The 25809-nt window shown below is 64.9% G+C and carries 29 protein-coding genes; 21 read left to right on the top strand and 8 right to left on the bottom strand.

The genetic code is table 11. From position 1 onward, the window contains the following. Positions 1-342: 342 nt before the first annotated feature. From kdpF to EJ067_RS23815, 9 genes are all read left to right on the top strand, one after another. The gene (kdpF, locus tag EJ067_RS23855; RefSeq protein ID WP_126087656.1) at positions 343-432 is read left to right on the top strand and encodes a K(+)-transporting ATPase subunit F; all 90 of its coding nucleotides are present in this window, start codon (positions 343-345) and stop codon (positions 430-432) included. A gap of 19 nt (positions 433-451) precedes the next feature. Next, complete coding sequence (gene kdpA / locus EJ067_RS23850; RefSeq protein ID WP_126087655.1) at positions 452-2155, top strand: potassium-transporting ATPase subunit KdpA; 1704 nt, start codon at positions 452-454, stop codon at positions 2153-2155. Next, a complete protein-coding gene (locus tag EJ067_RS23845; RefSeq protein WP_245468029.1) occupies positions 2139-2393 on the top strand; it encodes a hypothetical protein in 255 nt (84 codons plus the stop codon). The genes kdpA and EJ067_RS23845 overlap by 17 nt, the downstream gene beginning before the upstream one ends. After that, positions 2390-4486, top strand: coding sequence for a potassium-transporting ATPase subunit KdpB (gene kdpB / locus EJ067_RS23840; RefSeq protein WP_126087654.1), 2097 nt, complete (start codon positions 2390-2392; stop codon positions 4484-4486). Before EJ067_RS23845 ends, kdpB begins: the two co-directional genes overlap by 4 nt. A 12-nt stretch (positions 4487-4498) precedes the next feature. Then, on the top strand, positions 4499-5062 hold the full coding sequence (gene kdpC / locus EJ067_RS23835; RefSeq protein WP_126087653.1) for a potassium-transporting ATPase subunit KdpC: 564 nt from the start codon (positions 4499-4501) through the stop codon (positions 5060-5062). A gap of 56 nt (positions 5063-5118) precedes the next feature. After that, the gene (locus EJ067_RS23830; protein WP_126087652.1) at positions 5119-7842 is read left to right on the top strand and encodes a sensor histidine kinase KdpD; all 2724 of its coding nucleotides are present in this window, start codon (positions 5119-5121) and stop codon (positions 7840-7842) included. Next, on the top strand, positions 7839-8531 hold the full coding sequence (locus tag EJ067_RS23825; RefSeq protein ID WP_126087651.1) for a response regulator transcription factor: 693 nt from the start codon (positions 7839-7841) through the stop codon (positions 8529-8531). The genes EJ067_RS23830 and EJ067_RS23825 overlap by 4 nt, the downstream gene beginning before the upstream one ends. A gap of 121 nt (positions 8532-8652) precedes the next feature. Further along, complete coding sequence (locus tag EJ067_RS23820) at positions 8653-8958, top strand: hypothetical protein (RefSeq protein ID WP_126087650.1); 306 nt, start codon at positions 8653-8655, stop codon at positions 8956-8958. 139 nt (positions 8959-9097) lie between these two features. Continuing rightward, positions 9098-9565 carry an NUDIX hydrolase gene (locus tag EJ067_RS23815; protein ID WP_126087649.1) on the top strand — a complete coding sequence of 156 codons (468 nt, stop codon included), beginning with the start codon at positions 9098-9100 and terminating at the stop codon, positions 9563-9565. A gap of 10 nt (positions 9566-9575) precedes the next feature. Here the strand turns inward: EJ067_RS23815 and EJ067_RS23810 are convergent, their stop codons facing one another. The 5 genes from EJ067_RS23810 to EJ067_RS23790 form a co-directional block, all read right to left on the bottom strand. Further along, complete coding sequence (locus EJ067_RS23810; protein WP_126087648.1) at positions 9576-10406, bottom strand: citryl-CoA lyase; 831 nt, start codon at positions 10404-10406, stop codon at positions 9576-9578. After that, entirely contained in the window at positions 10403-11587 is a 1185-nt protein-coding gene (locus EJ067_RS23805; protein WP_126087647.1) for a CoA transferase, read from the bottom strand. The genes EJ067_RS23810 and EJ067_RS23805 overlap by 4 nt, the downstream gene beginning before the upstream one ends. A gap of 15 nt (positions 11588-11602) precedes the next feature. Next, a complete protein-coding gene (locus EJ067_RS23800; protein ID WP_126087646.1) occupies positions 11603-13126 on the bottom strand; it encodes a tripartite tricarboxylate transporter permease in 1524 nt (507 codons plus the stop codon). A gap of 4 nt (positions 13127-13130) precedes the next feature. Then, positions 13131-13667 carry a tripartite tricarboxylate transporter TctB family protein gene (locus tag EJ067_RS23795; RefSeq protein ID WP_126087645.1) on the bottom strand — a complete coding sequence of 179 codons (537 nt, stop codon included), beginning with the start codon at positions 13665-13667 and terminating at the stop codon, positions 13131-13133. A gap of 127 nt (positions 13668-13794) precedes the next feature. Continuing rightward, entirely contained in the window at positions 13795-14772 is a 978-nt protein-coding gene (locus EJ067_RS23790; RefSeq protein WP_126087644.1) for a tripartite tricarboxylate transporter substrate-binding protein, read from the bottom strand. Positions 14773-14975: 203 nt separating this feature from the next. Here EJ067_RS23790 and EJ067_RS23785 point away from each other — a divergent pair, with 203 nt between their 5' ends. From EJ067_RS23785 to EJ067_RS23745, 9 genes are all read left to right on the top strand, one after another. After that, a complete protein-coding gene (locus EJ067_RS23785) occupies positions 14976-15728 on the top strand; it encodes an IclR family transcriptional regulator (RefSeq protein WP_126089720.1) in 753 nt (250 codons plus the stop codon). Positions 15729-15839: 111 nt separating this feature from the next. Beyond that, entirely contained in the window at positions 15840-16310 is a 471-nt protein-coding gene (locus EJ067_RS23780; RefSeq protein ID WP_126087643.1) for a nucleoside deaminase, read from the top strand. 130 nt (positions 16311-16440) lie between these two features. Further along, complete coding sequence (locus tag EJ067_RS23775) at positions 16441-16764, top strand: metalloregulator ArsR/SmtB family transcription factor (protein WP_126087642.1); 324 nt, start codon at positions 16441-16443, stop codon at positions 16762-16764. Next, complete coding sequence (locus tag EJ067_RS23770) at positions 16761-17171, top strand: SRPBCC domain-containing protein (RefSeq protein ID WP_126087641.1); 411 nt, start codon at positions 16761-16763, stop codon at positions 17169-17171. The genes EJ067_RS23775 and EJ067_RS23770 overlap by 4 nt, the downstream gene beginning before the upstream one ends. Before the next feature lie 76 nt (positions 17172-17247). Next, complete coding sequence (locus tag EJ067_RS23765) at positions 17248-17640, top strand: VOC family protein (protein ID WP_126087640.1); 393 nt, start codon at positions 17248-17250, stop codon at positions 17638-17640. 37 nt (positions 17641-17677) lie between these two features. Continuing rightward, positions 17678-17905 carry a hypothetical protein gene (locus EJ067_RS23760; protein WP_126087639.1) on the top strand — a complete coding sequence of 76 codons (228 nt, stop codon included), beginning with the start codon at positions 17678-17680 and terminating at the stop codon, positions 17903-17905. Beyond that, positions 17905-18354 (top strand): DUF1801 domain-containing protein, encoded by a 450-nt coding sequence (locus EJ067_RS23755; protein ID WP_245468028.1) that lies wholly within the window; start codon positions 17905-17907, stop codon positions 18352-18354. The genes EJ067_RS23760 and EJ067_RS23755 overlap by 1 nt, the downstream gene beginning before the upstream one ends. Before the next feature lie 78 nt (positions 18355-18432). Then, on the top strand, positions 18433-18831 hold the full coding sequence (locus EJ067_RS23750) for a DUF1801 domain-containing protein (protein WP_126087637.1): 399 nt from the start codon (positions 18433-18435) through the stop codon (positions 18829-18831). Between the two features lie 342 nt (positions 18832-19173). Further along, on the top strand, positions 19174-21660 hold the full coding sequence (locus EJ067_RS23745; RefSeq protein ID WP_126087636.1) for an EAL domain-containing protein: 2487 nt from the start codon (positions 19174-19176) through the stop codon (positions 21658-21660). 30 nt (positions 21661-21690) lie between these two features. Here the strand turns inward: EJ067_RS23745 and EJ067_RS23740 are convergent, their stop codons facing one another. Together EJ067_RS23740 and EJ067_RS23735 are read right to left on the bottom strand one after the other, a co-directional pair. Then, positions 21691-22248, bottom strand: coding sequence for a GNAT family N-acetyltransferase (locus tag EJ067_RS23740; protein WP_126087635.1), 558 nt, complete (start codon positions 22246-22248; stop codon positions 21691-21693). A gap of 121 nt (positions 22249-22369) precedes the next feature. Further along, entirely contained in the window at positions 22370-22600 is a 231-nt protein-coding gene (locus tag EJ067_RS23735) for a YdeI/OmpD-associated family protein (RefSeq protein ID WP_126087634.1), read from the bottom strand. 142 nt (positions 22601-22742) lie between these two features. Between EJ067_RS23735 and EJ067_RS23730 the strand changes: the two genes are divergently transcribed. Further along, a complete protein-coding gene (locus EJ067_RS23730; protein WP_126087633.1) occupies positions 22743-23198 on the top strand; it encodes a DUF2214 family protein in 456 nt (151 codons plus the stop codon). On the opposite strand, the gene nth is transcribed toward EJ067_RS23730, so the two are convergent. Next, positions 23192-23998 (bottom strand): endonuclease III, encoded by an 807-nt coding sequence (gene nth / locus EJ067_RS23725; RefSeq protein ID WP_126087632.1) that lies wholly within the window; start codon positions 23996-23998, stop codon positions 23192-23194. The two genes, EJ067_RS23730 and nth, sit on opposite strands and share 7 nt — an antisense overlap. A gap of 22 nt (positions 23999-24020) precedes the next feature. On the opposite strand from nth, the gene EJ067_RS23720 reads away from it, so the two are divergent. Both EJ067_RS23720 and EJ067_RS23715 read left to right on the top strand, forming a co-directional pair. Then, a complete protein-coding gene (locus tag EJ067_RS23720) occupies positions 24021-24515 on the top strand; it encodes a DUF2244 domain-containing protein (RefSeq protein ID WP_126087631.1) in 495 nt (164 codons plus the stop codon). A 130-nt stretch (positions 24516-24645) separates the two neighbouring features. Then, positions 24646-25551: a bifunctional helix-turn-helix domain-containing protein/methylated-DNA--[protein]-cysteine S-methyltransferase gene (locus EJ067_RS23715; RefSeq protein ID WP_189510083.1), complete on the top strand. Its 906-nt coding sequence runs from the start codon at positions 24646-24648 to the stop codon at positions 25549-25551. The last annotated feature ends 258 nt before the right edge of the window (positions 25552-25809 follow it).

Below are 25809 nucleotides of genomic sequence, written 5' to 3'. Positions count from 1 at the left end.
GGCGTGGAAGCATTGTCGATGAGGATCGTCGGCTACGCCAACCCAAGAACACCGCCAAAACGCCTATAAAATTCCTATATCTTTTCTCCCCGCCCCGTCTCGAACCTTTATGGCGGCCGGGTCCATATTCCGTTCCGAAAAGAAGTTTTGACCGCCGTCGTCACCAAGATGACGTGTGATCGCATGCAGTTTTGATCCTGCCTGCGCCAGGCGGGAAAGCACGAGCGAAAGCAAGGAATGCAACCATGGACCTCATAGTTCTCGGGATCGGGATTTTGTTCTTCGCCCTGTCCTTAGCCTACGTCAAAGCCTGCGACAGAATCTGAGCGGAAGGGCCGGATCATGCTTCTAGACTACATACTCGGCGGCGCGGCGACCTTGTTCCTGCTTGCCTATCTCACCTACGCGCTCATCCGCCCAGAGCGCTTCTGACCGGCACGCGGAGCTCATCATGACACTCAATGGCTGGATACAGATCCTCGTCTATTGCGGGATCCTGCTTTTGCTCGTGAAGCCGCTCGGCGGCTACATGTTCCGGGTCTTCAACGGCGACCGGACTTTGCTGTCGCCGGTGCTGGTTCCGATCGAGCGCGGTCTCTACCGTCTCGCCGGAACGGGCGAGAAGGAAGAACAGCACTGGGCCGTCTACGCAACCGGCATGCTGGTCTTCAACCTCGCCGGCCTGCTGGTTCTCTACGCGCTGCAGCGGCTGCAGGGCGTGCTGCCCTACAATCCCGCGGGAATGACCGCGGTCGATCCGCAGCTTGCCTTCAACACCGCGGCGAGCTTCATCACCAACACCAACTGGCAGAACTACGGCGGCGAAAGCACGATGTCCTACCTCGTGCAGATGGCCGGCCTCACCGTCCAGAACTTCGTCTCGGCCGCCACCGGCATTGCCATCGCGATCGCCTTGATCCGCGGCTTTGCCCGCGCTTCCGGCAGATCGATCGGCAATTTCTGGGTCGATCTCACCCGCAGCACGCTCTACGTCCTCTTGCCGCTCTGCGTCGTGCTGACGCTCGTCTATGTCTGGCTGGGCATGCCGCAGACCCTCGGCCCGTACGTCGATGCGACCACGCTGGAAGGCGCCAAGCAGACCATCGCGCTTGGGCCGGTCGCCTCGCAGGTCGCCATCAAGATGCTCGGCACCAATGGCGGCGGCTTCTTCAACGCCAATGCCGCGCATCCGTTCGAGAACCCGGATGCGATCTCCAACCTCATCCAGATGCTGTCGATCTTCGCCCTCGGCGCCGGCCTCACCAACGTCTTCGGCCGCATGGTCGGCAACCAGCGCCAGGGCTGGGCGATCCTCGCCTCGATGGGCGTGCTGTTCCTCGCCGGCGTCGTCGTCTGCTACTGGGCCGAAGCCGCCGGCAACCCGCTGGTCCATGCGCTCGGCATCGACGGCGGCAACATGGAAGGCAAGGAGACGCGCTTCGGCATCGCCCTGTCGGCGCTGTTCGCGGTCATCACCACGGCCGCTTCCTGTGGCGCCGTCAACGCCATGCATGACAGTTTCACCGCGCTTGGCGGCATGATCCCGATCGTCAACATGCAGCTCGGCGAAGTCATCGTCGGCGGCGTCGGCGCCGGTTTCTACGGCATCCTGATGTTCGTCGTCATCGCCGTTTTCGTCGCCGGTCTCATGGTCGGCCGCACGCCGGAATATCTCGGCAAGAAGATCGAGGCCAGGGAGGTCAAGATGGCGATGCTCGCCATCCTGTGTCTGCCGCTGGCGATGCTGATCTTCACCGCGATCGCCGTTGTCCTTCCGAGCGCCGTCGCCTCGATCGCCAATGGCGGCCCGCACGGCTTCTCCGAGGTGCTCTATGCCTATACCTCGGCCGCCGCGAACAACGGCTCGGCCTTCGCCGGGCTCACCGGCAACACGCCCTGGTTCAACCTCACGGGTGCCATCGGCATGCTGATGGGCCGCTTCCTGGTCATCATCCCGGCTCTCGCCATTGCCGGCTCGCTGGCGGCGAAGAAGACCGTGCCCGCTTCGGCCGGCACCTTCCCGACCGACGGCATGCTGTTCGTCGGCCTGCTGGTCGGCGTCATCATCATCGTCGGCGGCCTCACCTTCTTCCCGTCGCTCGCCGTCGGCCCGATCGTCGAGCATCTGGCGATGATCCATGGACAGACCTTCTGAGATGACCATGCCCGGATTCAACCAAGTACGTCGGCACGACGGTCACCAGACCGGTGACGGAGCGCCCGACAACGGAAGGGACGAGAAGCCTCGTCCTTTCCCGACGCTTTCAACCTTTCTCGGCATGGCGGCCGTGCTGTTCGTGCTGTGGCTGCTGGCTTCCGGTCTTCCGCACCTCTTTCGGAAGACCGAACGCCCGGCGCCGTCCAACATAACCGATACTGGAGCCCAAAAATGAGCCAGTCCAAATCCGCGAGCATTCTGGATGCCCGCATCCTGGTGCCCGCCATAGGCGGCGCCTTCCGCAAGCTCGATCCGCGCACGCTGATCCGCAATCCGGTGATGTTCGTCGTCGCGGTCGTCTCGCTGCTCACCACCGTGCTGTTCGTCCGCGACCTGGTGGCCGGCAGCGGCGATCTCGGCTTCACCCTGCAGATCATCGTCTGGCTCTGGTTCACCGTGCTGTTCGCCAACTTCGCCGAGGCGGTTGCCGAAGGCCGCGGCAAGGCGCAGGCCGACTCGCTGCGCAAGGCGCGCACCGAGACCCAGGCCAAGCTGCTCGTCAACGGCGAGGATCGCTCGAAGTTCAAGCTCGTGCCCGGCACCAGCCTGAAGGTCGGCGACGTCGTGCTGGTCGAAACCGGCGACATCATCCCCTCCGACGGCGAGGTGATCGAAGGCGTGGCCTCCGTCAACGAGGCCGCGATCACCGGCGAATCCGCCCCGGTCATCCGCGAATCCGGCGGCGACCGCTCGGCTGTTACCGGCGGCACGCAGGTGCTGTCCGACTGGATCCGCGTGCGTATCAGCGCCGCCTCTGGCCACACCTTCCTTGACCGCATGATCTCGCTGGTCGAGGGTGCCGAGCGCCAGAAGACGCCGAACGAGATCGCGCTCAACATCCTCTTGGTCGGCATGACGCTGATCTTCGTGCTGGCCACCGCGACCATCCCGAGCTTCGCCTCCTATTCGGGCGGCTACATTCCGGTGATTATCCTCGTCGCGCTGTTCGTGACGCTGATCCCGACCACGATCGGCGCGCTGCTTTCGGCCATCGGTATCGCCGGCATGGACCGCCTGGTGCGCTTCAACGTGCTGGCAATGTCCGGCCGCGCCGTCGAGGCCGCCGGCGACGTCGACACGCTCCTCCTCGACAAGACCGGCACCATCACGCTCGGCAACCGCCAGGCGACCGAGTTCCGCCCGGTCAAGGGCGTCACCGAGCGGGAGCTCGCCGATGCCGCCCAGCTCGCCTCGCTGGCCGACGAGACGCCGGAAGGCCGCTCGATCGTCGTGCTGGCCAAGGAGAAATACGGCTTCCGTGCCCGCGATATGGCATCATTGCATGCGGCTTTCGTGCCCTTCACCGCGCAGACCCGCATGAGCGGTGTCGACGTCGACGGCTCGTCGGTACGCAAGGGCGCGGTCGACGCGGTGCTCGCCCATCTCAACCGGGCGACGGCCGCGGTCCATGGCGCGCGTCCGACCAGCGACACGATCCGCGACTTGCAGGCCATCGCCGACGAGATCGCCAAGGCCGGCGGCACGCCGCTGGCGGTCGAGCGCGACGGGCGACTGCTCGGCGTCGTGCACCTCAAGGACATCGTCAAAGGCGGCATCAGCGAGCGCTTCGCGGAGCTGCGCAAGATGGGCATCCGCACGGTGATGATCACCGGCGACAATCCGCTGACGGCGGCGGCCATCGCCGCCGAGGCCGGCGTCGACGACTTCCTCGCCCAGGCGACGCCGGAGAACAAGCTGTCGCTGATCCGCGAGGAGCAGGCCAAGGGCAAGCTGGTCGCGATGTGCGGCGACGGCACCAACGACGCGCCGGCGCTTGCCCAGGCCGATGTCGGCGTCGCCATGAACACCGGAACCGTCGCCGCGCGCGAGGCCGGCAACATGGTCGACCTCGACAGCGACCCGACCAAGCTGATCGAGATCGTCGAGATCGGCAAGGCGCTTCTGATGACCCGCGGGTCGTTGACCACCTTCTCGATCGCCAACGACGTGGCCAAGTACTTCGCCATCATCCCGGCGATGTTCGCGGTCTTCTACGTTGCGCCCGGCCAGTCCACCGGCCCGCTGCAGGCGCTCAACGTCATGCATCTGGCGACGCCGCAGAGCGCCATCCTGTCGGCCATCATCTTCAACGCGCTGATCATCATCGCGCTGATCCCGTTGTCGCTGAAGGGCGTGAAATACCGCGCCACCGGCGCCAGCGCGCTGCTCACCCGCAACCTGCTCGTCTACGGCCTCGGCGGCATCGTCGTGCCGTTCGTCGGCATCAAGGCGATCGACCTGATCGTCACGGCCCTTGGCCTCGCATAAGGATCTGTTCCGATGTTCAAGCAACTCAGACCCGCTTTTGTCATGATCGTCTTCTTCACGGTTCTCACCGGCCTGATCTATCCGATCGGCATGACCGGCATCGCCCAGGCGCTGTTCCCCGACCAGGCCAATGGCAGCCTGATCGAGAAGGACGGCAAGGTCATCGGCTCGAGCCTGATCGGCCAGGCCTTCGCCAGCGATCGTTACTTTCATGGCAGGCCATCGGCCGCCGGCGACGGCTATAATGCTGCTGCCTCCAGTGGCTCGAATCTCGGACCGACCAATCCGAAGCTGATCGAGCGCATCAAGGGCGATGCCGAGAAGCTGAAGGCGGAGAACCTGGCCGCGCCGGTGCCGATGGGCCTCGTCACCGCCTCGGGCAGCGGCCTCGACCCTGACATCAGCCCCGAGGATGCCTATTTCCAGGTGCCGCGTGTCGCCAAGGCCCGGGGCATCGATGAAGCGAAGGTGAGGTCGCTTGTCGACAGCCATGTCGAGCCGCGCGAACTGGGCTTCATGGGTGAGCCGGTGGTCAACGTGCTGGCGCTGAACCTCGCGCTGGACGACCTGAAGTAGTCAGCACCCGTGCCGGGGATCGACACGATCCCCGGCACAATTCATGATTGGACTTAATGCCGGACGACAGGACCAACTCCGAGAATAGACCATCTCCCGACGCGCTGCTCGAGCATGCCGAGCGGGAAGGCCGCGGCCGTCTGCGCATCTTCCTGGGTGCTGCGCCCGGCGTCGGCAAGACCTATGAGATGCTGATGGCGGGCCGCGCCCGGCGCGCCGACGGCATCGACGTGGTGATCGGCGTCGTCGAGACGCACGGCCGCAAAGAAACCCAGGCGCTGGTCGATGGCTATGAGGTGATCCCGCGGCGCGAGGTCGAGTACCGGGGGCGCACCCTCGACGAGATGGATATCGACGCCATCCAGAAGCGGCGCCCGGCGCTGGTCCTGGTCGACGAGCTCGCGCACACCAACGCGCCCGGCAGCAGACACCCCAAGCGCTACCTCGATGTGCAGGAAATCCTGACGCACGGCATCGACGTCTATACCACGCTCAACATCCAGCATGTCGAAAGCCTGAACGATGTCGTGGCGCAGATCACCCGCGTCCGGGTGCGCGAGACCGTTCCCGATTCCATCATCGACGAGGCCGACGATATCGAGGTCATCGACCTCACCCCCAACGACCTGATCCAGCGGCTGCATGAAGGCAAGGTCTACTTCCCTCAAACCGCCCAGCGCGCCATCGAGAACTATTTCTCGCCGGGCAATTTGACGGCGCTGCGCGAGCTGGCGCTGAGGCGCACCGCTCAGCGTGTCGACGAGCAGTTGCTCAACCACATGCAGTCCCACGCCATTCCCGGGCCGTGGGCCGCCGGCGAACGGGTGCTCGTCTGCGTCGACTCCCGCCCCGGCGGCGCCGCCCGCATCCGCTACGCGCGCCGGCTCGCCGACCGGCTGCGCGCGCCATGGACGGCGCTGCATGTCGACACCCCCCGGCTGGCCGGCATGTCGGAAGAGGACAAGGACCGGCTGGCGACGAACCTGCGGCTTGCCGAGCAGCTGGGCGCCGAGGTGGCTACCATCCCCGGCCAGAACGTCGCTCAGGACATCGTGCGCCACGCCACGGCCAACAACTTCACCCATATCGTCGTCGGCAGGCCGACTCGCTCGCGCTGGCGGGAACTGATCGAGGGCTCGCTCACCTATGATCTAATCCGCAATGCCGGCGACATCAGCGTCCACGTCATTTCGGGAACCGAGCGCGAGACATTGACGCCCTCGCAAAGGGTGAAGGCGGCCACCGAGAAGAAGCCTTTCCAGGTCTGGCCCTATCTGCTCGCCACGGCCTATGTCGCGGGCGCGCTGGCCGTCAGCTCGATTCTCGATCAGTTCCTCGACGTGCGCAATCTGGCGATTGTCCTGCTGTTGTCGGTGCTGACGTCGGCGGTGACCTGCGGGCTCTGGCCGGCGCTCTATGCCTGCTTCCTCAGCGCGCTCGGCTTCAACTACTTCTTCCTCGAGCCGCGCTACACGCTGACGATCAGGGACCCGGAGAGCATCGTCGCCTTCGCGGTCTTCCTCGTCGTCGCCGTCATCGCCAGCAACCTGACCGCCCGCGTCCAGCGCCAGGCCGTCGCCGCCCGTTCGCGCGCACGCGCCACCGAGGACATCTATTCCTTCTCGAAGAAGCTCGCCGGCGCTGGCACGCTCGACGACGTGCTGTGGGCCACCGCCTTCCAGATCGCCTCGATGCTGAAAGTGCGCGTGGTGCTGCTTTTGCCGGAAGACGGCTCAATCACCGTCAAGGCCGGCTATCCGCCGGACGACACGCTCGCCGAAGCCGATATCGCGGCCGCCCGCTGGGCCTGGGAGCACGACCGCCCGGCCGGCCGCGGCGCCGACACGCTGCCCGGCGCGAAGCGCCTCTACCTGCCCCTGCGTACGGGGCGCACGGCGGTCGGCGTCGTCGGCCTCGACAACGACAAGCAGGGACCGCTGCTGACGCCCGAGCAGCAGCGCCTTCTCGACGCGCTCGCCGACCAGGCGGCAGTCGCCATCGAGCGCATCCAGCTCGTCGCCGATGTCGATCGCGCCAGGCTGGCGGCGGAGGCGGACCGGCTGCGCACGGCGCTGCTCACCTCGATCTCGCATGACCTGAAGACGCCGCTTGCCGCCATCATGGGCGCCGCCGGCACACTGCGGGAATACGCGCCCGCCCTTCCCGAGAAGGACCGCGCGGAACTTCTCTCGACCGTCGTCGATGAATCGGAGCGGCTGAACCGCTTCATCGCCAACCTGCTCGACATGACCAAGATCGAGTCGGGCGCCATGGAGCCGAACTTCGCCTTCCACTATGTCGACGACATCGTCGGCTCGGCGCTCGATCGGGCCAGCAAGATCACCGGCGAGCACCGGATCGACACCGACATTCCGCCGGACCTGCCGATGCTGCGCCTCGACCCTGTCCTGTTCGAGCAGGCGCTGTTCAACCTCCTCGACAATGCCGCGAAATATGCGCCGCCCGGCTCGACCATCCGCCTGCAGGGCTGGGTCGACAACGGGTCCGTCATCCTGCAGGTCATGGACGAGGGACCGGGCATCCCGCCCAACGACCTCGAGCGGATCTTCGACACCTTCTACCGGGTGCGCAAGCGCGACCAGGTCCGCGCCGGCACGGGTCTCGGCCTGTCGATCAGCCGCGGCTTCGTCGAGGCCATGGGCGGCACCATCTCGGCGGCGAACCGGACCGACCGTCCAGGCGCGATCTTCACCATCCGCATGCCGGTGCCGGCGGATTTGCCCGACGTGAGCGACGCCAGAATGGACCGTACGGCATGACCAGTCAGAACGTCGGCATCCTTGTCGTCGACGACGAGCCGCCGATCCGCAAGCTGCTTCGCGTCGGCCTCGGCAGCCAGGGCTATGCGGTATCCGAAGCGCCGAATGCCAAGGCGGCGATCGAGCTGATCGAGGCGCAACGGCCTGACCTGATCCTCCTCGACCTTGGCCTGCCCGGCATGACCGGCCTCGAGCTGCTCGGCAAATGGCGCGGCGACGGCCTCGATATTCCGGTCGTCATCCTGTCGAGCCGCACCGACGAGGCCGGCATCGTCCAGGCGCTCGAGCTCGGCGCGGACGACTACGTGACGAAACCCTTCGGCATGAACGAGCTCGTCGCCCGCATCCGCGTGGCGCTGCGCCACAAATTCCAGCAGCAGGGCGAAAAGCCGGTGTTCCAGACCGGCGATCTCCGCGTCGACCTCGTCAAACGCATCGTCAAGGTCGAGGGCAAGGAAGTGAAACTGTCGCCGAAAGAATACGACATACTGCGCATGCTCGTGCAGTATGCCGGCAAGGTGCTGACCCATCAGTTCCTGATGAAGCAGATCTGGAACGACTCCACCGATGTGCAGTATCTCAGGGTCTATGTCCGCCAGTTGCGGCAGAAGATCGAGAAGACGCCGGACCAGCCGCGCTACATCATCACCGAGACCGGTGTCGGCTACCGTTTGCGCGAGGTGGATTGAAGGGGAAACGAGCGACCGGCGGCAGGCGTCGATGCCGCGAGATCAGTCCCTTGAACCATGGTACATCCGGACAAATGCCCTACATTAGGGGCAGGTTCTGTTTTCATGCGGGAAGGAAGCGATGTCGAATCCTCGCTTATCGGCGGTTCTGATTTCCGCGGCTCTGTCGGCCGCCGCCCTTTTGGGCGCGGCTTCATATGCTTCGGCCCAGGTCGTCATTCCGACGAACCGCAACGCCCTGATCCAGCAGAACGAGCTGCAGGCGCTCCGCAACCAGCTGCAGCGGCAGCAGTTCCAGCAACAGCAGCAGCTGTACCGCGAGCAGGACCGGCAGATCCTGTCGAAGCCTCGTCCTGAAGTGCCGGTCGTCAAGCAGAATTGCCAGTCTCAGGTGATTGGCACCACGATTTCGCGGGTCTGCCGCTGACATCCTTCCTTTTTCGGTTTATTTAGCCGACTTAGCGTCGGCAAGAATTGCATGGGGCGGCGGTTTTGGGATTGCAGAAGCGGGATTTTTGCCGTGTGGATACCATACAGCAGGAACCTCGCTCTCACTGGATTTTGGGATGGCAACAGCCAAGAAGAAAGCAGCACGCAGGGCAAGGAAAGGGGAGCGGATCCGCCAGGTGGCGGCCATTCCCTTTCGTTTGCGCGAAGACGGCCATCTCGAGGTGTTGCTGGTCACCTCGCGCACCACCAGACGCTTCATTGTGCCCAAGGGCTGGCCGATGAAGGGCAAGAGCGGGCGCAAGGCGGCAACGATCGAGGCCCAGGAAGAAGCGGGCGTGCTGGGCAAGGCGCAGAAGCAGCCTGCCGGCACCTATTCCTACTGGAAACGCATGACCAACGGTTTCATTCGCGTCGACGTTGCCGTCTATCTGCTGGAGGTCACCGAAGAGATGGCAGACTGGCGGGAGGCGGCCAACCGGCAGCGGGCCTGGCTGCCGGCGGCCGATGCCGCGCTGCTCATCGACGAGCCGGAGCTTTCGACGCTGCTTAGGGATTTGACGATCCCCGCGACCGCTCCAGCCTGACAGGACCTCCCTACTCGGGAAATGGCCGTGCAGGCGTCCCCGTATAAGCCCACAGCCACTCCTTGGGCAGCGGCCCCTTGTTGCGGTCGCTCTCCTGCGACTGTTCCCAGGCATGCGCCACGATGCCGACCGAGCGCGACAGCACGAAGAGGCCGCGCGTCAGCGGCGGCGGGAAGCCAAGCTCGCCATAGATGACGGCGGTGGCGCCGTCGATGTTGAGCGGGATCGTCTTGCCTTTGCGCGTTGCGACCTCCGCCTCGATCGCCTCGGCAATGTCGGCGAAGCGCCCGCTGACGACGCCGCGCATGGCAAATTCGCGCGTCAGTTCGACGAGGCGCGGCGCCCGCGGATCGATCGGGTGGAAACGATGGCCAAGGCCGGGAACATAGCCTTTGTCCTCGGCGAAGAACCGGTCGAGCCGCGCCGCCGCCGCTTCCGCAAGGCTGGCGCCGCCATCCATCGCCGCGGCGATGTCGCCATAGAAGGAAAGCGCCTGCTCGCCGGCCCCGCCATGCACGTCGCCCAGCACATTGATGGCCGAAGCCATCGCGTTGTTGATGCCGACGCCGCAGGTCGCCGCCATGCGGGCGATGGCGATCGACGGCGCCTGCGGCCCGTGGTCGACGGCCGCACCCAGCGCGATGCCAAGCAGCGCCGCCTGGTCCTCGCTCGGCAATTCGCCGCGCAGCATCAGCCAGATCATCGCCGGGAAGCTGACGCGGCCGATCAGGTCCTGGATCTCGTAGCCGCGCAGCCGGATCACGCCGGGACGCATCTCGATGATCCCGGTCTGCCACCATTCCTCGCCGCGCGCGCGGCCGGTCTTCTTCTCGCCGCTCATGCCCGCGCCCTCGTCTTGCCGCGCGCCGGCAAGGTGGCGAACACCTCGTCCGCATGCTCGCCGAGCCGCGGCGGCGGTCCGGCGGGCGCAGGCGCCGCGCCGTCGATCATGAAGCCGCCGCGCACCACGGTCAGCGGCCGGTCCATGCCTTCCACATGCTGGAAGCGGGTCGCCATGCCGCGCTCCGTCACCTGAGGTTCCTCCAGCACTTGCGGGATCGTCAGCACCCGCCCGGCCGGCACGCCGGCCCGGTTGAGCTTTTCTTCCCAGGCAGCGGCCGGAGCGCCGGCCAGCGCGTCCTCGATCAGCGTCTTCAATGCGGCCCGGTTCTCTTTGCGCGTCTCGCGCTCGGCGAAACGCGGATCCGACGCGAGGTCCGGCCGGCCGATCAACCCGCAAAGGGTCACGAATTGTTCCTGCTTGTTGGCGGCGATGTTGAGCAGGCCCTCGCCGGTGCGGAAAGCGCCGGAGGGGGCGGCCGTCATGTTCTCGTTGCCCATCGGCCGCGGCTCGACGCCCGCCGTCAGATAATTCGACACTGGCCAGCCGAGCGCCGACAGCGTGCATTCAAGCATCGACACATCGAGGAAGGCGCCCTCGCCGCTTGTCTTCTGCCGGACAAGCGCCGCGGCGATCGCAAAGGCGCCGACCAGCCCGCCAAGCGTGTCGGCGACCGGATAGCCCACGCGCAGCGGCGCGGTCTCCGGCGTACCGGTGATGCTCATGATCCCGGACAGTCCCTGGATGATCTGGTCATAGGCCGGGTTCCCGCGCATCGGCCCGGTCTGGCCGAAACCCGATATCGCGCAATAGACGAGGCTCGGCCGGACTTCCTTCAGCCTCTCATGGCCGAGGCCGAGCCGATCCATCACGCCCGGCCGGAAGTTCTCGACCAGAGCGTCCGACGTGGCGACGAGATCGAGGAAGCGGTCGCGGTCTTCAGGTTTCTTCAGGTCGAGCACGACCGATCGTTTGCCGGCGTTCTGGGCCAGGAACGAGGCGCCCATGCCGGCCTTGTTGAGCTCCGGCGAGGCGCCGAGTTGGCGTGCCAGATCGCCACCCGGCGGCGCCTCGACCTTGATGACGTCGGCGCCGAGCAGCGCCAGCTGGTAGGCGCAGTAAGGACCCGCCAGCACGTTGGTGAGGTCGAGGACGCGGATGCCGGAAAGCAGGTCTGTCATGAGGCTCCAAATCGGTCAGGCATCGCCCGGCACATGCTCCGGCCCGCGCGTGCGCCGGTGTTCGATCCAGGCCCAGATATGCGGGCCGACGAGACCGATGAAAGCCAGCGTCAAGAGCGTCAGCGACAGCTGGTGCCGGTAGAACACCGTCCAGTCGCCATTGGCGATCGTCATTGCTCGGCGGAACTGCGTCTCGGCGAGCGGCCCGAGGATCATGCCGATGATGACGGGCGCAGTCGGGAAATCGAAGCGCCGCATCAGGAAGCCCGCCGCGCCCAGCAGGTAGAGGATGACGAGGTCGATCGGCGACTGCGAGATGCCGTAGGTGCCGACGGTGGCGAACACCAGGATGCCTGCATAAAGCTGCGGCGCCGGGATTTTCAGCAGACGCACCCACAGCCCGATCAGCGGCAGGTTGAGGATGACCAGGATGACATTGGCGATGAACAGGCTGGCGATCAGGCCCCAGACGAGATTGGCCTGCGTCGTCAACAGCAGCGGTCCGGGATTGATGCCGTAGCTCTGGAAGGCCGACAGCATGATCGCCGCCGTCGCCGAGGTCGGCAGGCCGAGCGTGAGCATCGGCACCAGAACCCCGGCGGCGGACGCATTGTTGGCGGCCTCCGGCCCGGCGACGCCTTCGATGGCGCCGACCGTGCCGAATTCTTCCTTGTGTCTGGAGAGTTTCTTCTCGATGGCATAGGAGAGAAACGTCGGGATCTCGGCGCCGCCGGCCGGCATCGCGCCGATCGGGAAGCCGATCGCCGCGCCCCTGAGCCACGGCTTCCACGAGCGCGCCCATTCGGAAGCCGTCATGTAGAGCGAGCCCTTCAACGGCACGATCTCGTCCTTGCCGGCATAGCGCCGCGAGGCCATGTAGAGCGTCTCGCCGACCGCGAAGAGGCCGACCGCGACGACGATGACGTCGACGCCGTCGAGCAGCTCGCCCATGCCGAAGGTGAAGCGCGGCTGCCCGGTCTGCAGGTCGACGCCGATCATGCCGATGACGAAGCCGACGAAGAGGCTGGTGAGTCCCCGCACCGAAGACGAGCCGAGCACCGCCGAAACGGTGATGAAGGCGAGCACCATCAGCGAGAAGTACTCCGCCGGCCCGAAGGCCAGCGCGAATTTGACTACGATCGGCGCCAGGAAGGCGACGCCCAGCGTGCCGATGGTGCCGGCCACGAACGAGCCGATCGCGGAGGTCGCGAGCGCCGCGCCGCCGCGGCCCGAGCGCGCCATCCGGTTGCCCTCGAGCGCGGTGACGATGGTGGCGCTTTCGCCTGGCGTGTTGAGCAGGATCGACGTCGTCGAGCCGCCATACATGGCGCCGTAATAAATGCCGGCAAACAAGATGAAGGAAGCTTCCGGCGCCACCTGGTAGGTGATCGGCAAAAGCAGCGCGATGGTCAACGCCGGCCCGAGGCCGGGCAGCACGCCGATCGCGGTTCCGAGCGTCGTGCCGAGCAGGCACCACAACAGATTGGTCGGCGTGAAGGCGACCGCGAATCCGTGCGCGAGATAACCGAGCGTGTCCATCGTCTCAGCCTTTCCCGACACCGAGGACGGCGTTGATCAGCGCATTGAGCTGGTTCTCGATCAGGCCGGCGCCGATGTTGACGCCGAGCGCCCTGGCGAAGCCGAAATAGGCCGCCAGCGCAAGCACCAGGCCGAGCAACGCATCGCGCAGCGGATGCCGGCTGCCGAAGCCGAAGCAGACCAGCACGAACATGATCACCGAGGCGACGGTGAAGCCGAGAGGCTGGATGAGCAGGAGATTGGCGACAAGGCCGGCAACCACCAGGCCCATCGCCTTCCAGTCGGTCGGCGTTTCCTTTTCTTCCTCCGGCTGCCAGCCGCCGCGCAGGCCGGCAAGGATGAGCAGCAGGGAAAGCACGATCATCCCGGTCATGGTGATATAGGGAAAGACCCTCGGGCCGACCTTGGAATAGAGCGGCGACGCCGGGATCGCCAGGGTCTGCCAGGCAACGGCGCCGGCGCAGGCGAGGAGCCCGATGCCGATCAGCAATTCGGGTATGGCAGGGCGCGGCGGTGACGCCGGCTGGTCGCTGGTGCTCATGATCTCCTCCCCGGATGGCCGGCCTTCCACTACCGGCATCGCCGCAGTTTCATTCCTGAACCGCCACATGTCCACGCCGTCTCGAAGGAGGCGATGCGGCCTCCCTCGAGATCAGGCGGAAACCGGCTCAGGCGAGACCGAGATCCTTGAGGATGGCGCCGATGCGGGCGGTATCCTCGGCGACGAACTTGGCATAGTCGTCGCCGGTCAAAAGGATCGGCGTCCAGTTGCGGTTCTTGCACTCGGTCGCCCAGGCATCGCTCTTGGCCATGGTCTCGACCAGCTTGATCATCGCTGCCTTGTCGTCGTCGGAAACGCCGGGCGGGGCGAAGACGCCGCGCCAGTTGAACAATTCGACATCGATGCCGGCTTCTTTCAGCGTCGGCGCGTCGATGCCTTCCTGGCGCTTGTCCGACGAGATCGCCAACAGCCTGAGCGCGCCGGCCTTGACCTGCTCGGAGAATTCGCCATAGCCGGAAATGCCGGCTGAGACCTGGTTGCCGAGCAGCGCCGACAGCGCCTCGCCGCCGCCGGCGAACGGCACATAGGACAGGTTGGCGGCAGGCACGCCGGCCGTCTTGGCGATCAGGCCGAACAGGATGTGGTCGGAACCGCCTGCAGAACCGCCGGCCACCGGAACCTTCGTCGGATCCTCCTTGAGCGCCGCGACGAAATCGTTAGCCGTCTTGAACGGCGAGGCAGCCGGCACCACCAGCGCCTCGAACTCGCCGGTGAGGCGGGCGATCGGCGTCACTTCGGTCAGGTTGTTGGCCGACTTGTTGGCGATGATGGCGCCGACCATGACCATGCCGGCGACCATCAGCGAATTGCCCTTGCCCTTCCACTGGTTGACGAACTGCGGCAGGCCGACCGTGCCGCCGGCGCCGCCGACATTGGTGATCTGCGAGCCGGAGATCAGTTTTTCGGAGCGCAGCACCTGGTCGATCGTACGCGCGGTCTGGTCCCAGCCGCCGCCGGGCGCCGCCGGCACGAAGATCTGGATCTGCGGGGCGTCCTGCGCAAAGGCTGGCGTGAGGTGCAAAGCGGCGAAACCGGCAGCACCGGCCGCGGCGGTGGTCGTCAAGAATCTGCGTCTGTTCAGCATGGGATTCCTCCAAATCACGACACCTCCTCCGGTGCCTGCCAAGACGTGGCCTGAATTAAGACCCGCATTCGAGTTCAAGCATTTGTTACCGCGTTCTGTCAACGGGAATGCCATTCTGCTGGACAGAACGCAACGAACCGGACTAAATCCGCATGTCCGGTGTCGCTCCCGGATTGGGCGGCCACAATGAAATCTGCACCGAGATGACAGACACTCGTACCAGCCCGCAATCGGCCGATGGCGTTGCCGCGCTCGACCGCGCGATCGCAATCCTCGACGCCTTCACCATTGCCGACCGGTCGCTCGGCCTCGCCGAGATCGCGGCCCGCACCGGCCTCTACAAGAGCACGATCCTGCGGCTTGCCAACTCGCTGATGCGGGGGCAATTGCTGGAGCGGCTCGAAGACGGGCGCTACCGTATCGGACCGGCCACCTTCAGGCTCGGCGCGCTCTATCAGCGCTCGGTCGTGGCGATGGATATCCTGCTGCCGATCATGCGCGATCTCTCCGAGCGGAGCTGGGAAAGCGTCGCCTTCTACGTCCGCTCGGGCGACGTGCGCACCTGCCTCTACCGGGTCGAGTCCAAGCATCCGATCCGCTATACGATCCGGGAAGGCGACGTGCTGCCTTTGCTGGTGGGCTCCGGCGGCCGGGTGCTTGCAGCCTTCTCGGGTGAAGAGGGCGAGCCTTACGAGACGATCCGGAAAACCTACAGCTACATTTCGATCGGCGACCGCGATCCGCAGACGGCCGGCATCTCCGCTCCGGTTTTCGGACCTGGGCGGACGCTGCTCGGCGCGCTGACGCTTGCCGGGCCGAACACGCGGGTCGACGCTGCCTTCCTCACGCGCATGAAGCGCCCGCTGCTCGAGGCGGCCGCCCGCGCCACCCGCGCCTTCGGCGAGGACGCCTCGATGCTCGATGCGGCAAGCTTCGACACGGACGCCGCCGACTGAACAAATCCAGGAAAAGCGCGGAGCGGTTTTCTATCCGTTGCTCTTGCCAATCGCATCCCCTGGCAGCAATGTCGGCTCGAAAGCCGCTCGTCGGCGCGGTAGGGTTTTGCCATGACCCGCGATCAGATGCTCGCCCACCTTCGGTCCGCCGACGCCGTCGCACGCGAGGCGGCGACGCACGGGCATCATCCGTTCGGTGCGGTTCTGGTCGGCCCCGACGACACGATCCTGATGCGCCAAGGCAATATCGACACCGTGCATCACGCCGAGACCGAACTCGCGCGACGCGCGGCGGCTGCCTATTCGCCGGCCTTTCTCTGGACCTGCACGCTGGTCTCGACCGGCGAGCCCTGCGCGATGTGCACCGGAACGCTCTACTGGGCGAATATCGGCCGGCTGGTCTACGGCTTCGAGGAGACCGACCTTCTCGCGCTGACCGGGGACCACGCGGAAAATCCGACGATGAGCCTCGCTTCGCGCACCGTGCTCGGCTCCGGCCAGAAAAAGATCGAGGTTCTTGGCCCCTTTCCCGAAGTCGCGGACGAGCTGCTCGCACCGCACCGCGATTTCTGGAAGCGCTGAGCCAGACGCTGCGGCACGGGACGGCGTCCGCAACAAAGCCGTGACGAGGATGCCGCTCCACCCTCCCACTTGACTCACACATATCTCAATGGTTATAGATCAATCAATAGCCAGCGAGTTATTGATCCAGATGCCGGCCACGCACGATATGCTCTTCCGGACGCTTGCCGATCCGACAAGGCGCGCCATTTTTGAGCGTCTGTGCCGCCAAGGCGAGCAGACGGTCGGGGCGCTGACGGCGCAGGCCGGTGTCTCGCAGCCGGCGGTGTCGAAGCATCTCGGCCTGCTCAAGGAAGCCGGGCTGGTGCGCGACCGCCACGAGGGCCGGCAGACCCACTACAGCGCGCAGCTTGCAGCGCTTGCGCCGCTGATGGACTGGACGCGCGAGATGGCGGGGTTTTGGGAGAGCCGGTTCGACGATCTCGAGGATCTGCTGAAGAGGATGGATCAATGAACGATATGCCGGCCGGAACGCGCTGCGTCGTCGTCGAGCGCGAGATTCCCTATCCGCCGGAAAAGATCTGGCGGGCGCTGACCCAACCGCATCTCATCGAGGAGTGGCTGATGAAGAACAACTTCAAGCCGGTCGTGGACCACCGTTTCGAACTGAGCGCCGACTGGGGCGGCGTCGAGTGCCAGGTCCAGACCATCGAGCCCAACAAGACGCTGTCCTACACCTGGGACACCAAGGATCTGGAGAGCGTCGTCACCTGGACGCTCACCCCGACAGGCACCGGCACCCACCTGCGCATGGAGCAGACAGGCTTCCGGACAGATCAGGAGCCGTATTTCCGGGGCGCCACCGTTGGCTGGCCGAGGTTCTTTGCGGCCCTGGAAGAGGTGCTGGCGCGGATCGACTGAGGTCGCGTCGAAGGTTCAGAAACGCGGAAACTGTTGGCGGGTGGCAACCTGCGAGCGCGAGCAATGGAGACATGCCATGAAGATCAAGCTGACAAGCATCTATGTCGACGACCAGGAGAAGGCCCTTGGCTTCTACACCGACGTGCTGGGCTTCGCCAAGAAAGCCGATTTCACCAACGGGCCGTTTCGCTGGCTGACGGTCGCCTCGCCGGAAGACCCGGACGGCACCGAGCTGCAGCTGGCGCTGAACGACAATCCGGCGGCCAGGACCTACCAGCAGGCCATCTTCAGGCAGGGCCAGCCGGCGCTCATGCTGTTCACCGACGACATCAAGGGCGACCACGAGCGCATCACGGCAAATGGCGGCAGCTTCGCCATGGCGCCGACCGAGGTGACCGGCTCGACCATCGCGCAGCTCAACGACACCTGCGGCAATCTCATCCAGATCACGCAGCTGGCGCGCTGGTAAGGCAGACGTTTCATTGGTTCTCTCAAAGGAGGCAGCATTGGACTGGAGCAAGTGGATCAGGCAGCTGCATCGCTGGCTGTCGATCGTCTTTACCGTGACCGTGATCGCCAACTTCGTCGCCATGGCATTGGGCGAGCCTCCCGCCTGGGTGGTCTATTCGCCGCTCCTGCCGCTTTTCCTGCTGCTGTTCAGCGGCCTTTACATGTTCGTGCTGCCTTATGCCGCAAGATGGCGCGGCGCGCGCGAGCGGGTGGAATCGGCCTGATGACGAAGGCGAAATCGCCGAAGGTTGCCGCCGGCGCCTCGAGCGCGAAGCCCGTGCTGCTTTCAGGCGGCAACCCGCAGATCGCCAAGGGCTATGGCGACGCTCCTGTGCAAGCCTATATCGCGGCGATGCCGGGCTGGAAGAGCGAAGTCGGACGCCGGCTCGACCAACTCATCATGCAGGCCGTTCCCGGCGTCCAGAAGGCCGTCAAATGGAACTCGCCGTTTTACGGGATGGAAGGCGAAGGCTGGTTTCTCGGCATTCACTGTTTCACCAGATACATCAAGGTGGCCTTCCTTCGCGGCATGTCGCTCAAGCCGGTGCCGCCCGGAGAGTCCAAGAGCAAGGACACGCGCTATTTTCATATCCATGAGGACGACCAGCTCGACGAAGCGCAATTCGTCTCCTGGGTGAAGCAGGCAAGCCAATTGCCTGGCGAACGAATGTAGGCGAATTATTGATCAAGCGCGCTTCGCCTGAAGAGGCACCATGGCGATCCATTTATCCAGCATGGGAGGAGAACAGATATGGAGAAAAGCGGATCGCCGGGAAGCAAGTCTCCTTCCGAACTCATCGATGGCCGTATCGCGGAATTGGGCGACTGGCGGGGCGAGATGCTCGGCCGGCTGCGCGCCTTGATCAAGCAGGCCGATCCTGATGTCACCGAAGAGTGGAAATGGCGCGGCGTGCCGGTCTGGGAGGACGCCGGGATGATCTGCACCGGCGAGACCTACAAGGCGGTCGTCAAGCTGACCTTCGCCAAGGGCGCGGCGCTGCCGGATCCCTCACGCCTCTTCAACTCAAGCCTCGAAGGCAACACAAGGCGCGCCATCGATTTTCGCGAAGGCGAGGAGATCGACGAGGAAGCGTTGAAGGCTCTCGTGCGTGCAGCGGCGGCCCTGAACAGATCCAAGGCCAAACGCTGACCGACGGAACCTGCCGGGCGTCCGTCCATCGTCGTTCGTTCTGGCGAGCATGGCTCGCGGGCTCGCGAAAATCGCAGTCTCCGGATATTCGACGCGGAACACCGCCGCGCGGACGATTTCAGCGTTTAAATATCCGTACGAGGCGGCGTAAGCCGCAACTTGCTTGTCGAAGAATTTCGAAAATAAATACTGCGCGAATTCATCGGCCGTTAAGCCAGGCACGCTATCTGGATTGCTGTCGCCAATTGCCGGCAGACATGAGGGGAACACCATCGTCTCAACCGACGGATGAACCGGCCGGACAGACGCCGACGGGGTCACGGCAAGCTCCATGGGAATGCGATGAAGCTCTCATCGACGGATGCCAGCCCGCGCCTCATCGGGCTGGTCTGGCCTTTCATTGTGGTCGTCCTTATCCAGGCACTGGTGGCCAGTCTCAGCCTCTACACGCTGTCAGCCGTTCGCGCCTATGTCGGCGGCGAGAGCCAATGGTCGAAAGGCCAGAAGCAAGCCATCTATTTCCTCAGCCTCTATGCCGACACCGGCAAGCCGGAATATTTCCGCGAATACCGCCAGGCCATCGCCGTGCCGCTCGCCGATCGCTCGGCCAGGCTCGCGCTTGAAAGGACCGACCCCGACACGAGCGCCGCGCGACTGGGCTTCCTCGGCGGCAACAACCATGCCGACGACATTGCCGGCATGATCTGGCTGTTCCAGAATTTCCGCGGCGTGAGCTATCTCGACGCCGCCATCCGCCGCTGGACGGAGGCCGACGAGATGATCCTCGCCATCGACAGGCTCGGCGATGACATGCACGCAAGCCTCGAACAGGGGCCGGCCTCGCAGGCGCAGATCGTCGCCTGGAAAGCCGACATCCACCAGCTCGACCACCGGATCGGCCCCCTGTCCAAGGCCTTTTCCGAAAGCCTCGGCGAAGGCTCGCGCTTCATCAAGATGGCGCTCACGGCAGCCAACCTCGTCACCGCGGCGCTGCTTATCCTGCTGGCGGTATGGCGCACGCGCAAGCTGATGGCGCAGCGGCAGGCATTCCGCAGCGCCTTGAACGCCGAGCGCGAACGCGCGCAGGTCACGCTGGCCTCAATCGGCCAGGCGGTCATCAGCACCGATGCGGCGGGGCGGCTCGATTACATGAATGCCGTCGCCGAGCGCCTGCTCGCCTGCCCTCTCGGCGCCGCCAAGGGCAAGCCTGCCGCCTCGCTGTTCAGGTTGATCGACAAGGATAGCGGGGTGGAGGAAACGGACCTGATTCCGCGCCTCCTGGCCGGCGAGCCGCGTCGCTCCAACGTGCGGCCGCAACTCCTGGAACGCCCCGATCGCTCCGTGGTGCCTGTCGCGCTCAACGGCGCGCCGCTCAGCGTCTCCGGCAAGATCGTCGGCGCGGTTCTCGCCCTGCATGACATGACCCGCGAGCAGGACTTCATCGAGCGTCTGTCATGGCAGGCGTCGCACGATGCGCTCACCGGTCTCACCAATCGCCGCGACTTCGAGAGCCGGCTTGCAGGCGCGATTTCCCAGCCGCCGGAAAAACCGCGCGTCCATGCGCTGATGTATCTCGACCTTGACCAGTTCAAGCTGGTCAACGACACCTGCGGCCACGCAGCGGGCGATCAACTGCTGCGCCAGATTTCCGTATTGCTCCTGAGCGAATTGCCCACCGGCGACATTCTGGCCAGGCTCGGCGGCGACGAGTTCGGCGTGCTGCTGTTCGATTGCGACAGCTGTTCCGCCATCGCCACGGCGGAGCGGCTGCGCGCCACCGTCCAGGATCTGCATTTTTCCTGGGAAGGCAGGCCCTTCAACGTCAGCGTCAGCATCGGCATGGTCGAGATCGCCGATAGCGGAATGTCGCTGGAGGAGGTGCTGCGCGCCGCCGATGTCGCCTGCTACATGGCCAAGGAAAAGGGCCGCAACCGCGTCCAGCGCCACAGCGACAGCGATAGCGCGCTGCGCCAGCGCTTCGGCGAGATGGCCTGGGTCCAGCGCCTGCACGCCGCGCTCGAGGAGGACCGTTTCAGGCTGCATGCGCAGGAAATTGCCCCACTGAACGAGAATATCGACGAGGCGGGCGCGCATATCGAGATCCTGCTCAGGCTGACCGACGAGGACGGCAACTACGTCACGCCGCAAAGCTTCATTCCGGCGGCGGAACGTTACGGGCTGATGCCGTCGATCGACCGCTGGGTCGTGCGCAACACGTTCAGAACGCTGGCGGCCAGAATTGCCGACCCGCGCGCCACGCCGATATCCACCTGCGCCATCAATCTCTCCGGCGCAAGTTTCGGCGACGAGAATTTCCTCGGCTTCATGCGCGAGCAGTTCGCGGCCTACGGCATCGCGCCCGGGACGATCTGCCTGGAGATCACCGAGACCAGCGCCATTGCCAACCTGACCGAGGCGATGCGCTTCATCGCCGACCTGCGCGGCCTCGGCTGCCGCTTCGCGCTCGACGATTTCGGCTCCGGCATGTCGTCCTTCGCCTATCTGAAGCACCTGCCGGTCGACTACCTCAAGATCGACGGCAGCTTCGTCAAGGACATGCTGGACGACCGGATCGACCGCGCCATTGTCGAGATGATCCACCACATCGGCAAGGTGACGGGAAAACGCACGATCGCCGAATTCGTCGAAAGCCAGGGCATCATCGAGGCCTTGCGGACGATCGGTGTGGATCACGCACAGGGCTATGGAGTCGCGAGACCCCAGCCGTTCGATGCGACCACGTTCCTGCGCGGTAGGCGGATCGATCGCGGTGCGCCGGCGGACGCCTGGGAGGATCTGGCGCAGACGTTGCGCCGCAAGGCCGGCTGACGCAGCCCGCGGTTCCCTCCCGCCTGGCACCTACGGTCTAGGCTCGCCTCCGGCCCACCGCTCCAGCAGGATCGTCGGCTTGTCGTGATAGCTGGTCCGCAGGATTTCGCGATAGCCGTTCTTCTCTGCCACCTTGAGCGAAGCGCCGTTGTCGGGATCGATGATGCAGACCGTCCTGGCTCGCCCGAACACCACGTCTGCCCAGGCGACGATGCGGCCGACGACTTCGCTTGCCAGTCCCTGGCCATGCGCGGTCGACGCCAGTGCCCAGCCGGCTTCCGGCACACCTTCGATCGAGGGCTCGATCTCGCGCTTCAGGTCATGGAACCCGGCCTCGCCGATGAAGTGGCCTGTCGCCTTGTGCTCTATCGCCCAGAACCCATAGCCAAGCAGCGACCAGAGGCCGGCATGACGCAGGAAGCGCAACCAGCTTTCCTCGCGGGTGCGCGGCTTGCCGCCGATGAAGCGGGTGACCCCGGGGTCAGCCCACATGGCGACATAGGTCTCGAAATCGTCGAGCCGGTGCGCCCGCAGGATGGTCCGCGCCGTCTCCTGGATCGGCACGCCGGCTTCCCTTCCAATGCTCATGCCCATTCACCTCTGTTGAGGCGGAAGCGCTTAGCAAACCAGCATGTTCGAACAAGGGCCAGGATGGCGCGAGCCATCTTCCAGAGGCAAGCAAGGCAGGCAAAACGCCGGAGGACCGGCTTCAGCCGCGCCAGGCCATGTTCATGTAGACGCCGCCGCGCGCCAGCTCGTCGAGCATCTGGTCAAGCCGCTTCTGCCTCGTATCAGGGCGTTTGGCGCGGGCGATCCAGCCGGGATAGTCGTTCCGCTGATAATCCGGCCGCACATCATAGGCGGCCGTAAGTCCCCGTTCCGCGAGTACGGCCCGAACGTCTTCAGGCATCGGATTGAGGGCGCGCTTCAGTCGGCTCATGGTTCAAAGCAATAGACTGCCGGCAGATGGCGTCAACGACGCTTATGGTCAGGTTGCGCGTATGGGATTCTGCCTCGCGATGCTACTTTGCAATTGCTGAAGACTGATTCAGCACTCGCGCTCTTCGACCAAAGGAAGAACCATGGAAACCACCGACCTTCTGCTGGCGATCGCCCATCACCTTCTGGTGTTCTCGCTGGCCGGCATCATCGGCGCCGAGTTCGTGCTGGTGCGCGGCGACCTGGGAGCGGCGACGCTCAAGCGCCTTGCCGGCATCGACCGCCACTACGGCATCATCGCGGCGCTGATCGTCATCGTTGGCATCTGCAGGGTGTTCTTCGGTCTGAAAGGCTGGGAGTTCTACGTCTACAACTGGGTGTTCTGGGCAAAGATGGCGGCCTTCATCATCGTCGGCCTGCTGTCGATCGTTCCCACGATGCGCTTCATCTCATGGAGCAGGCAGGCGAGCGGCAATCCCTCTTTCTCGGTGCCGGCGTCCGAACTCGCCTCGGTGAGGAACTATGTCCGCGCCGAGGGCTTCATCTTCCTGCTCATTCCTGTCTTTGCCGCGGCCATGGCGCGCGGCTACGGCTATTGAACCTCCGCAAGCGTCTCCTGCAGCGGGGCGATCGGCACCAGCGGCGCCGGCACGTCGGTGGTCTTTTCCCTGGATTTGCAGATGTCGGCGATCACGCAGGCCGGGCAGTCCGGCTTGCGCGCCTTGCAGACATAGCGTCCATGCAGGATCAGCCAGTGATGCGCGTGGCGCATATATTCGTCCGGGATGACCTTCAGGAGCCCCTGCTCGACCTGTTCCGGCGTCTTGCCGGGTGCCAGCCCGATCCGATTGCCGATGCGGAAGATATGCGTGTCGACCGCCATCGTATGCTGGCCGAAGGCGACGTTGAGCACGACATTGGCGGTCTTGCGCCCCACGCCCGGCAGCTTGACCAGCTCGTCGCGGTCCTCCGGCACCTTGCCGGCATGGTCGTCGATCAGCGCCTTTGAGAGCGCGATCACGTTCTTGGCCTTGTTGCGCCAAAGCCCGATGGTGCGGATATAGTCGCCGACCTTGGCCTCGCCGAGCGCCAGCATCTTCTGCGGCGTATCGGCCGCCGCAAACAGCGGCTTCGTCGCCTTGTTGACGCCGGCATCGGTTGCCTGCGCCGACAGCACCACCGCGATCAGCAGCGTGAAGGGATTGATGTAGTCAAGCTCGCCCTTCGGCTCCGGCCGCTGCACGGAAAAGCGCCGGAAAATCTCATGCACCTCGGCTGGACTATAGAGCGAGCGCGGCCCGCGCTTCCGCGACGGCGCCTTTGCTTTCGCGCCGCCGCCTGAGGCGGAGGCAGATGGCTTTTTGACGGGCAAGGAATTTTTGGACTTGGGAAGCGCCATTCCCTCCCTATAATATTCCCTCATGAGCGACACAAACGCCTCGTTCGAAGCCGACAAGCCGTTCTTCGAGGTTTTGCTGACGCCGCATCGTTCCCTTGGCCGGACCGGTTTTTTGATCCTGATGGGAGCCCTCATGTTCGGTTGGGCAGTCACCGGCGCGATCTTCCTGGCTCATGGCGCATGGCCGGTCTTCGGCTTCTTCGGGTTGGATGTGATTGGCGTCTATGTCGCCTTCCGCATCAACTACCGAGCGGCCCGTGCCCGCGAGGAAATATCGGTTTCGCGCACGCGTCTCGACATCCGCAAGACGGCGCCGTCGGGCCGTTTCGAGGATCATCGCTTCAACCCGTTCTGGACCCGGTTTTCGATCGCCCGCCACGCCGAGATCGGCATCACCCGGATGGCCGTCGAGGCGCAGGGCAGAAGCGTTTCGATCGGGTCTTTCCTCGACCCCGGCTCCCGCGAAAGTTTCGCGACTGCCTTTTCGCGCGCGCTGGCGACCGCCAAGACGCGCTGAACCCGGCGTTTCAGAGAACCGACAACGCAACAGCCTGCCGACCTTGCGGGAAGGCAAGTTTCGGGTGGTTGCGAAGCGCCGGAAGACCGATATTCGCGGTCAACGAGATATTGCCATGGGAGATATTGCCATGAACGCCCAGATGACCATGAATACGTTGATGAAACCGACGGCGATCCTCGAGAACGACATCACGCCCGAAGGCAGCGACTACGAAGTCGTGCGCCGCGCCATCGAGAAGATCAGCCTCGACTACCGCGACCAGCCCTCGCTCGAGACCCTGGCCGAAGCCGTCGGCGAGACCCCGACCGGCCTGCAGAAACTGTTCACGCGCTGGGCCGGCCTTTCGCCCAAGGCCTTCCTGCAGGCCGTGACGCTCGACCATGCCCGCAGGTTGCTCGATTCCGGCATGCCGCTGCTGGAAACCTCGTTCGAGCTCGGCATGTCCGGCCCCGGCCGGCTGCACGACCTCTTCGTCACCCATGAGGCGATGTCGCCCGGCGACTACAAGACCCGCGGCGCCGGCCTCACCATCAGCTATGGCTACCACATCTCGCCCTTCGGCATCGCGCTCATCATGGTGACCGACCGCGGGCTCGCCGGCCTCGCCTTCTGCGATGCCGGCGGCGAGCGGGCCGCCTTCGCCGACATGTCCGGCCGGTGGCCGAACGCCAGCTACGTTGAGGATATGTCGGCCACCCAGCCCTACGCCGCGCGCGTCTTCGATCCGACGCTCTGGCGTGCCGACCAGCCGCTGCGCGTGGTGATGATCGGCACCGATTTCCAGCTGCGCGTCTGGGAGGCGCTGCTGCGCATCCCGATGGGCAAGGCCTGTACCTATTCCTCGATCGCGGCAAGCATCGGCCGTCCCAGCGCCAGCCGGGCCGTCGGCGCGGCCGTCGGCGCCAATCCGATGTCCTTCGTCGTTCCTTGCCATCGCGCGCTCGGCAAGTCCGGCGACCTGACGGGCTACCACTGGGGCCTGACGCGCAAGCGCGCCATCCTTGGCTGGGAGGCGGGACAGGTGGCGTCCTGAAACCTCGATTTTTCCGCCCCACCATTGCGAAAAACCGTGGATCGGAATATAAGCAAGTATAATCGAAACAAATCGTCTGGTATGTCTGCGGAATGCAACCGGCGACAACCTCTGGTTTCGCCGGTTATATTGCAAGTTGCTTGCCGTCGTTATTCCACTTAACGCTAAATTAACCATGCCAAAGGGATGATGCCTCTATATTGAGCCGCACTCTCCGGCTCGAAAGAGGGGTCCCCAATGAAGTTCTTTCGCGCCGTG

It is taken from the genome of Mesorhizobium sp. M1D.F.Ca.ET.043.01.1.1 (assembly GCF_003952385.1).
GTDB lineage: Bacteria > Pseudomonadota > Alphaproteobacteria > Rhizobiales > Rhizobiaceae > Mesorhizobium.
Note: the sequence above shows the minus strand (reverse complement) of the source record. Positions and strands in the feature narration are given on the sequence as shown.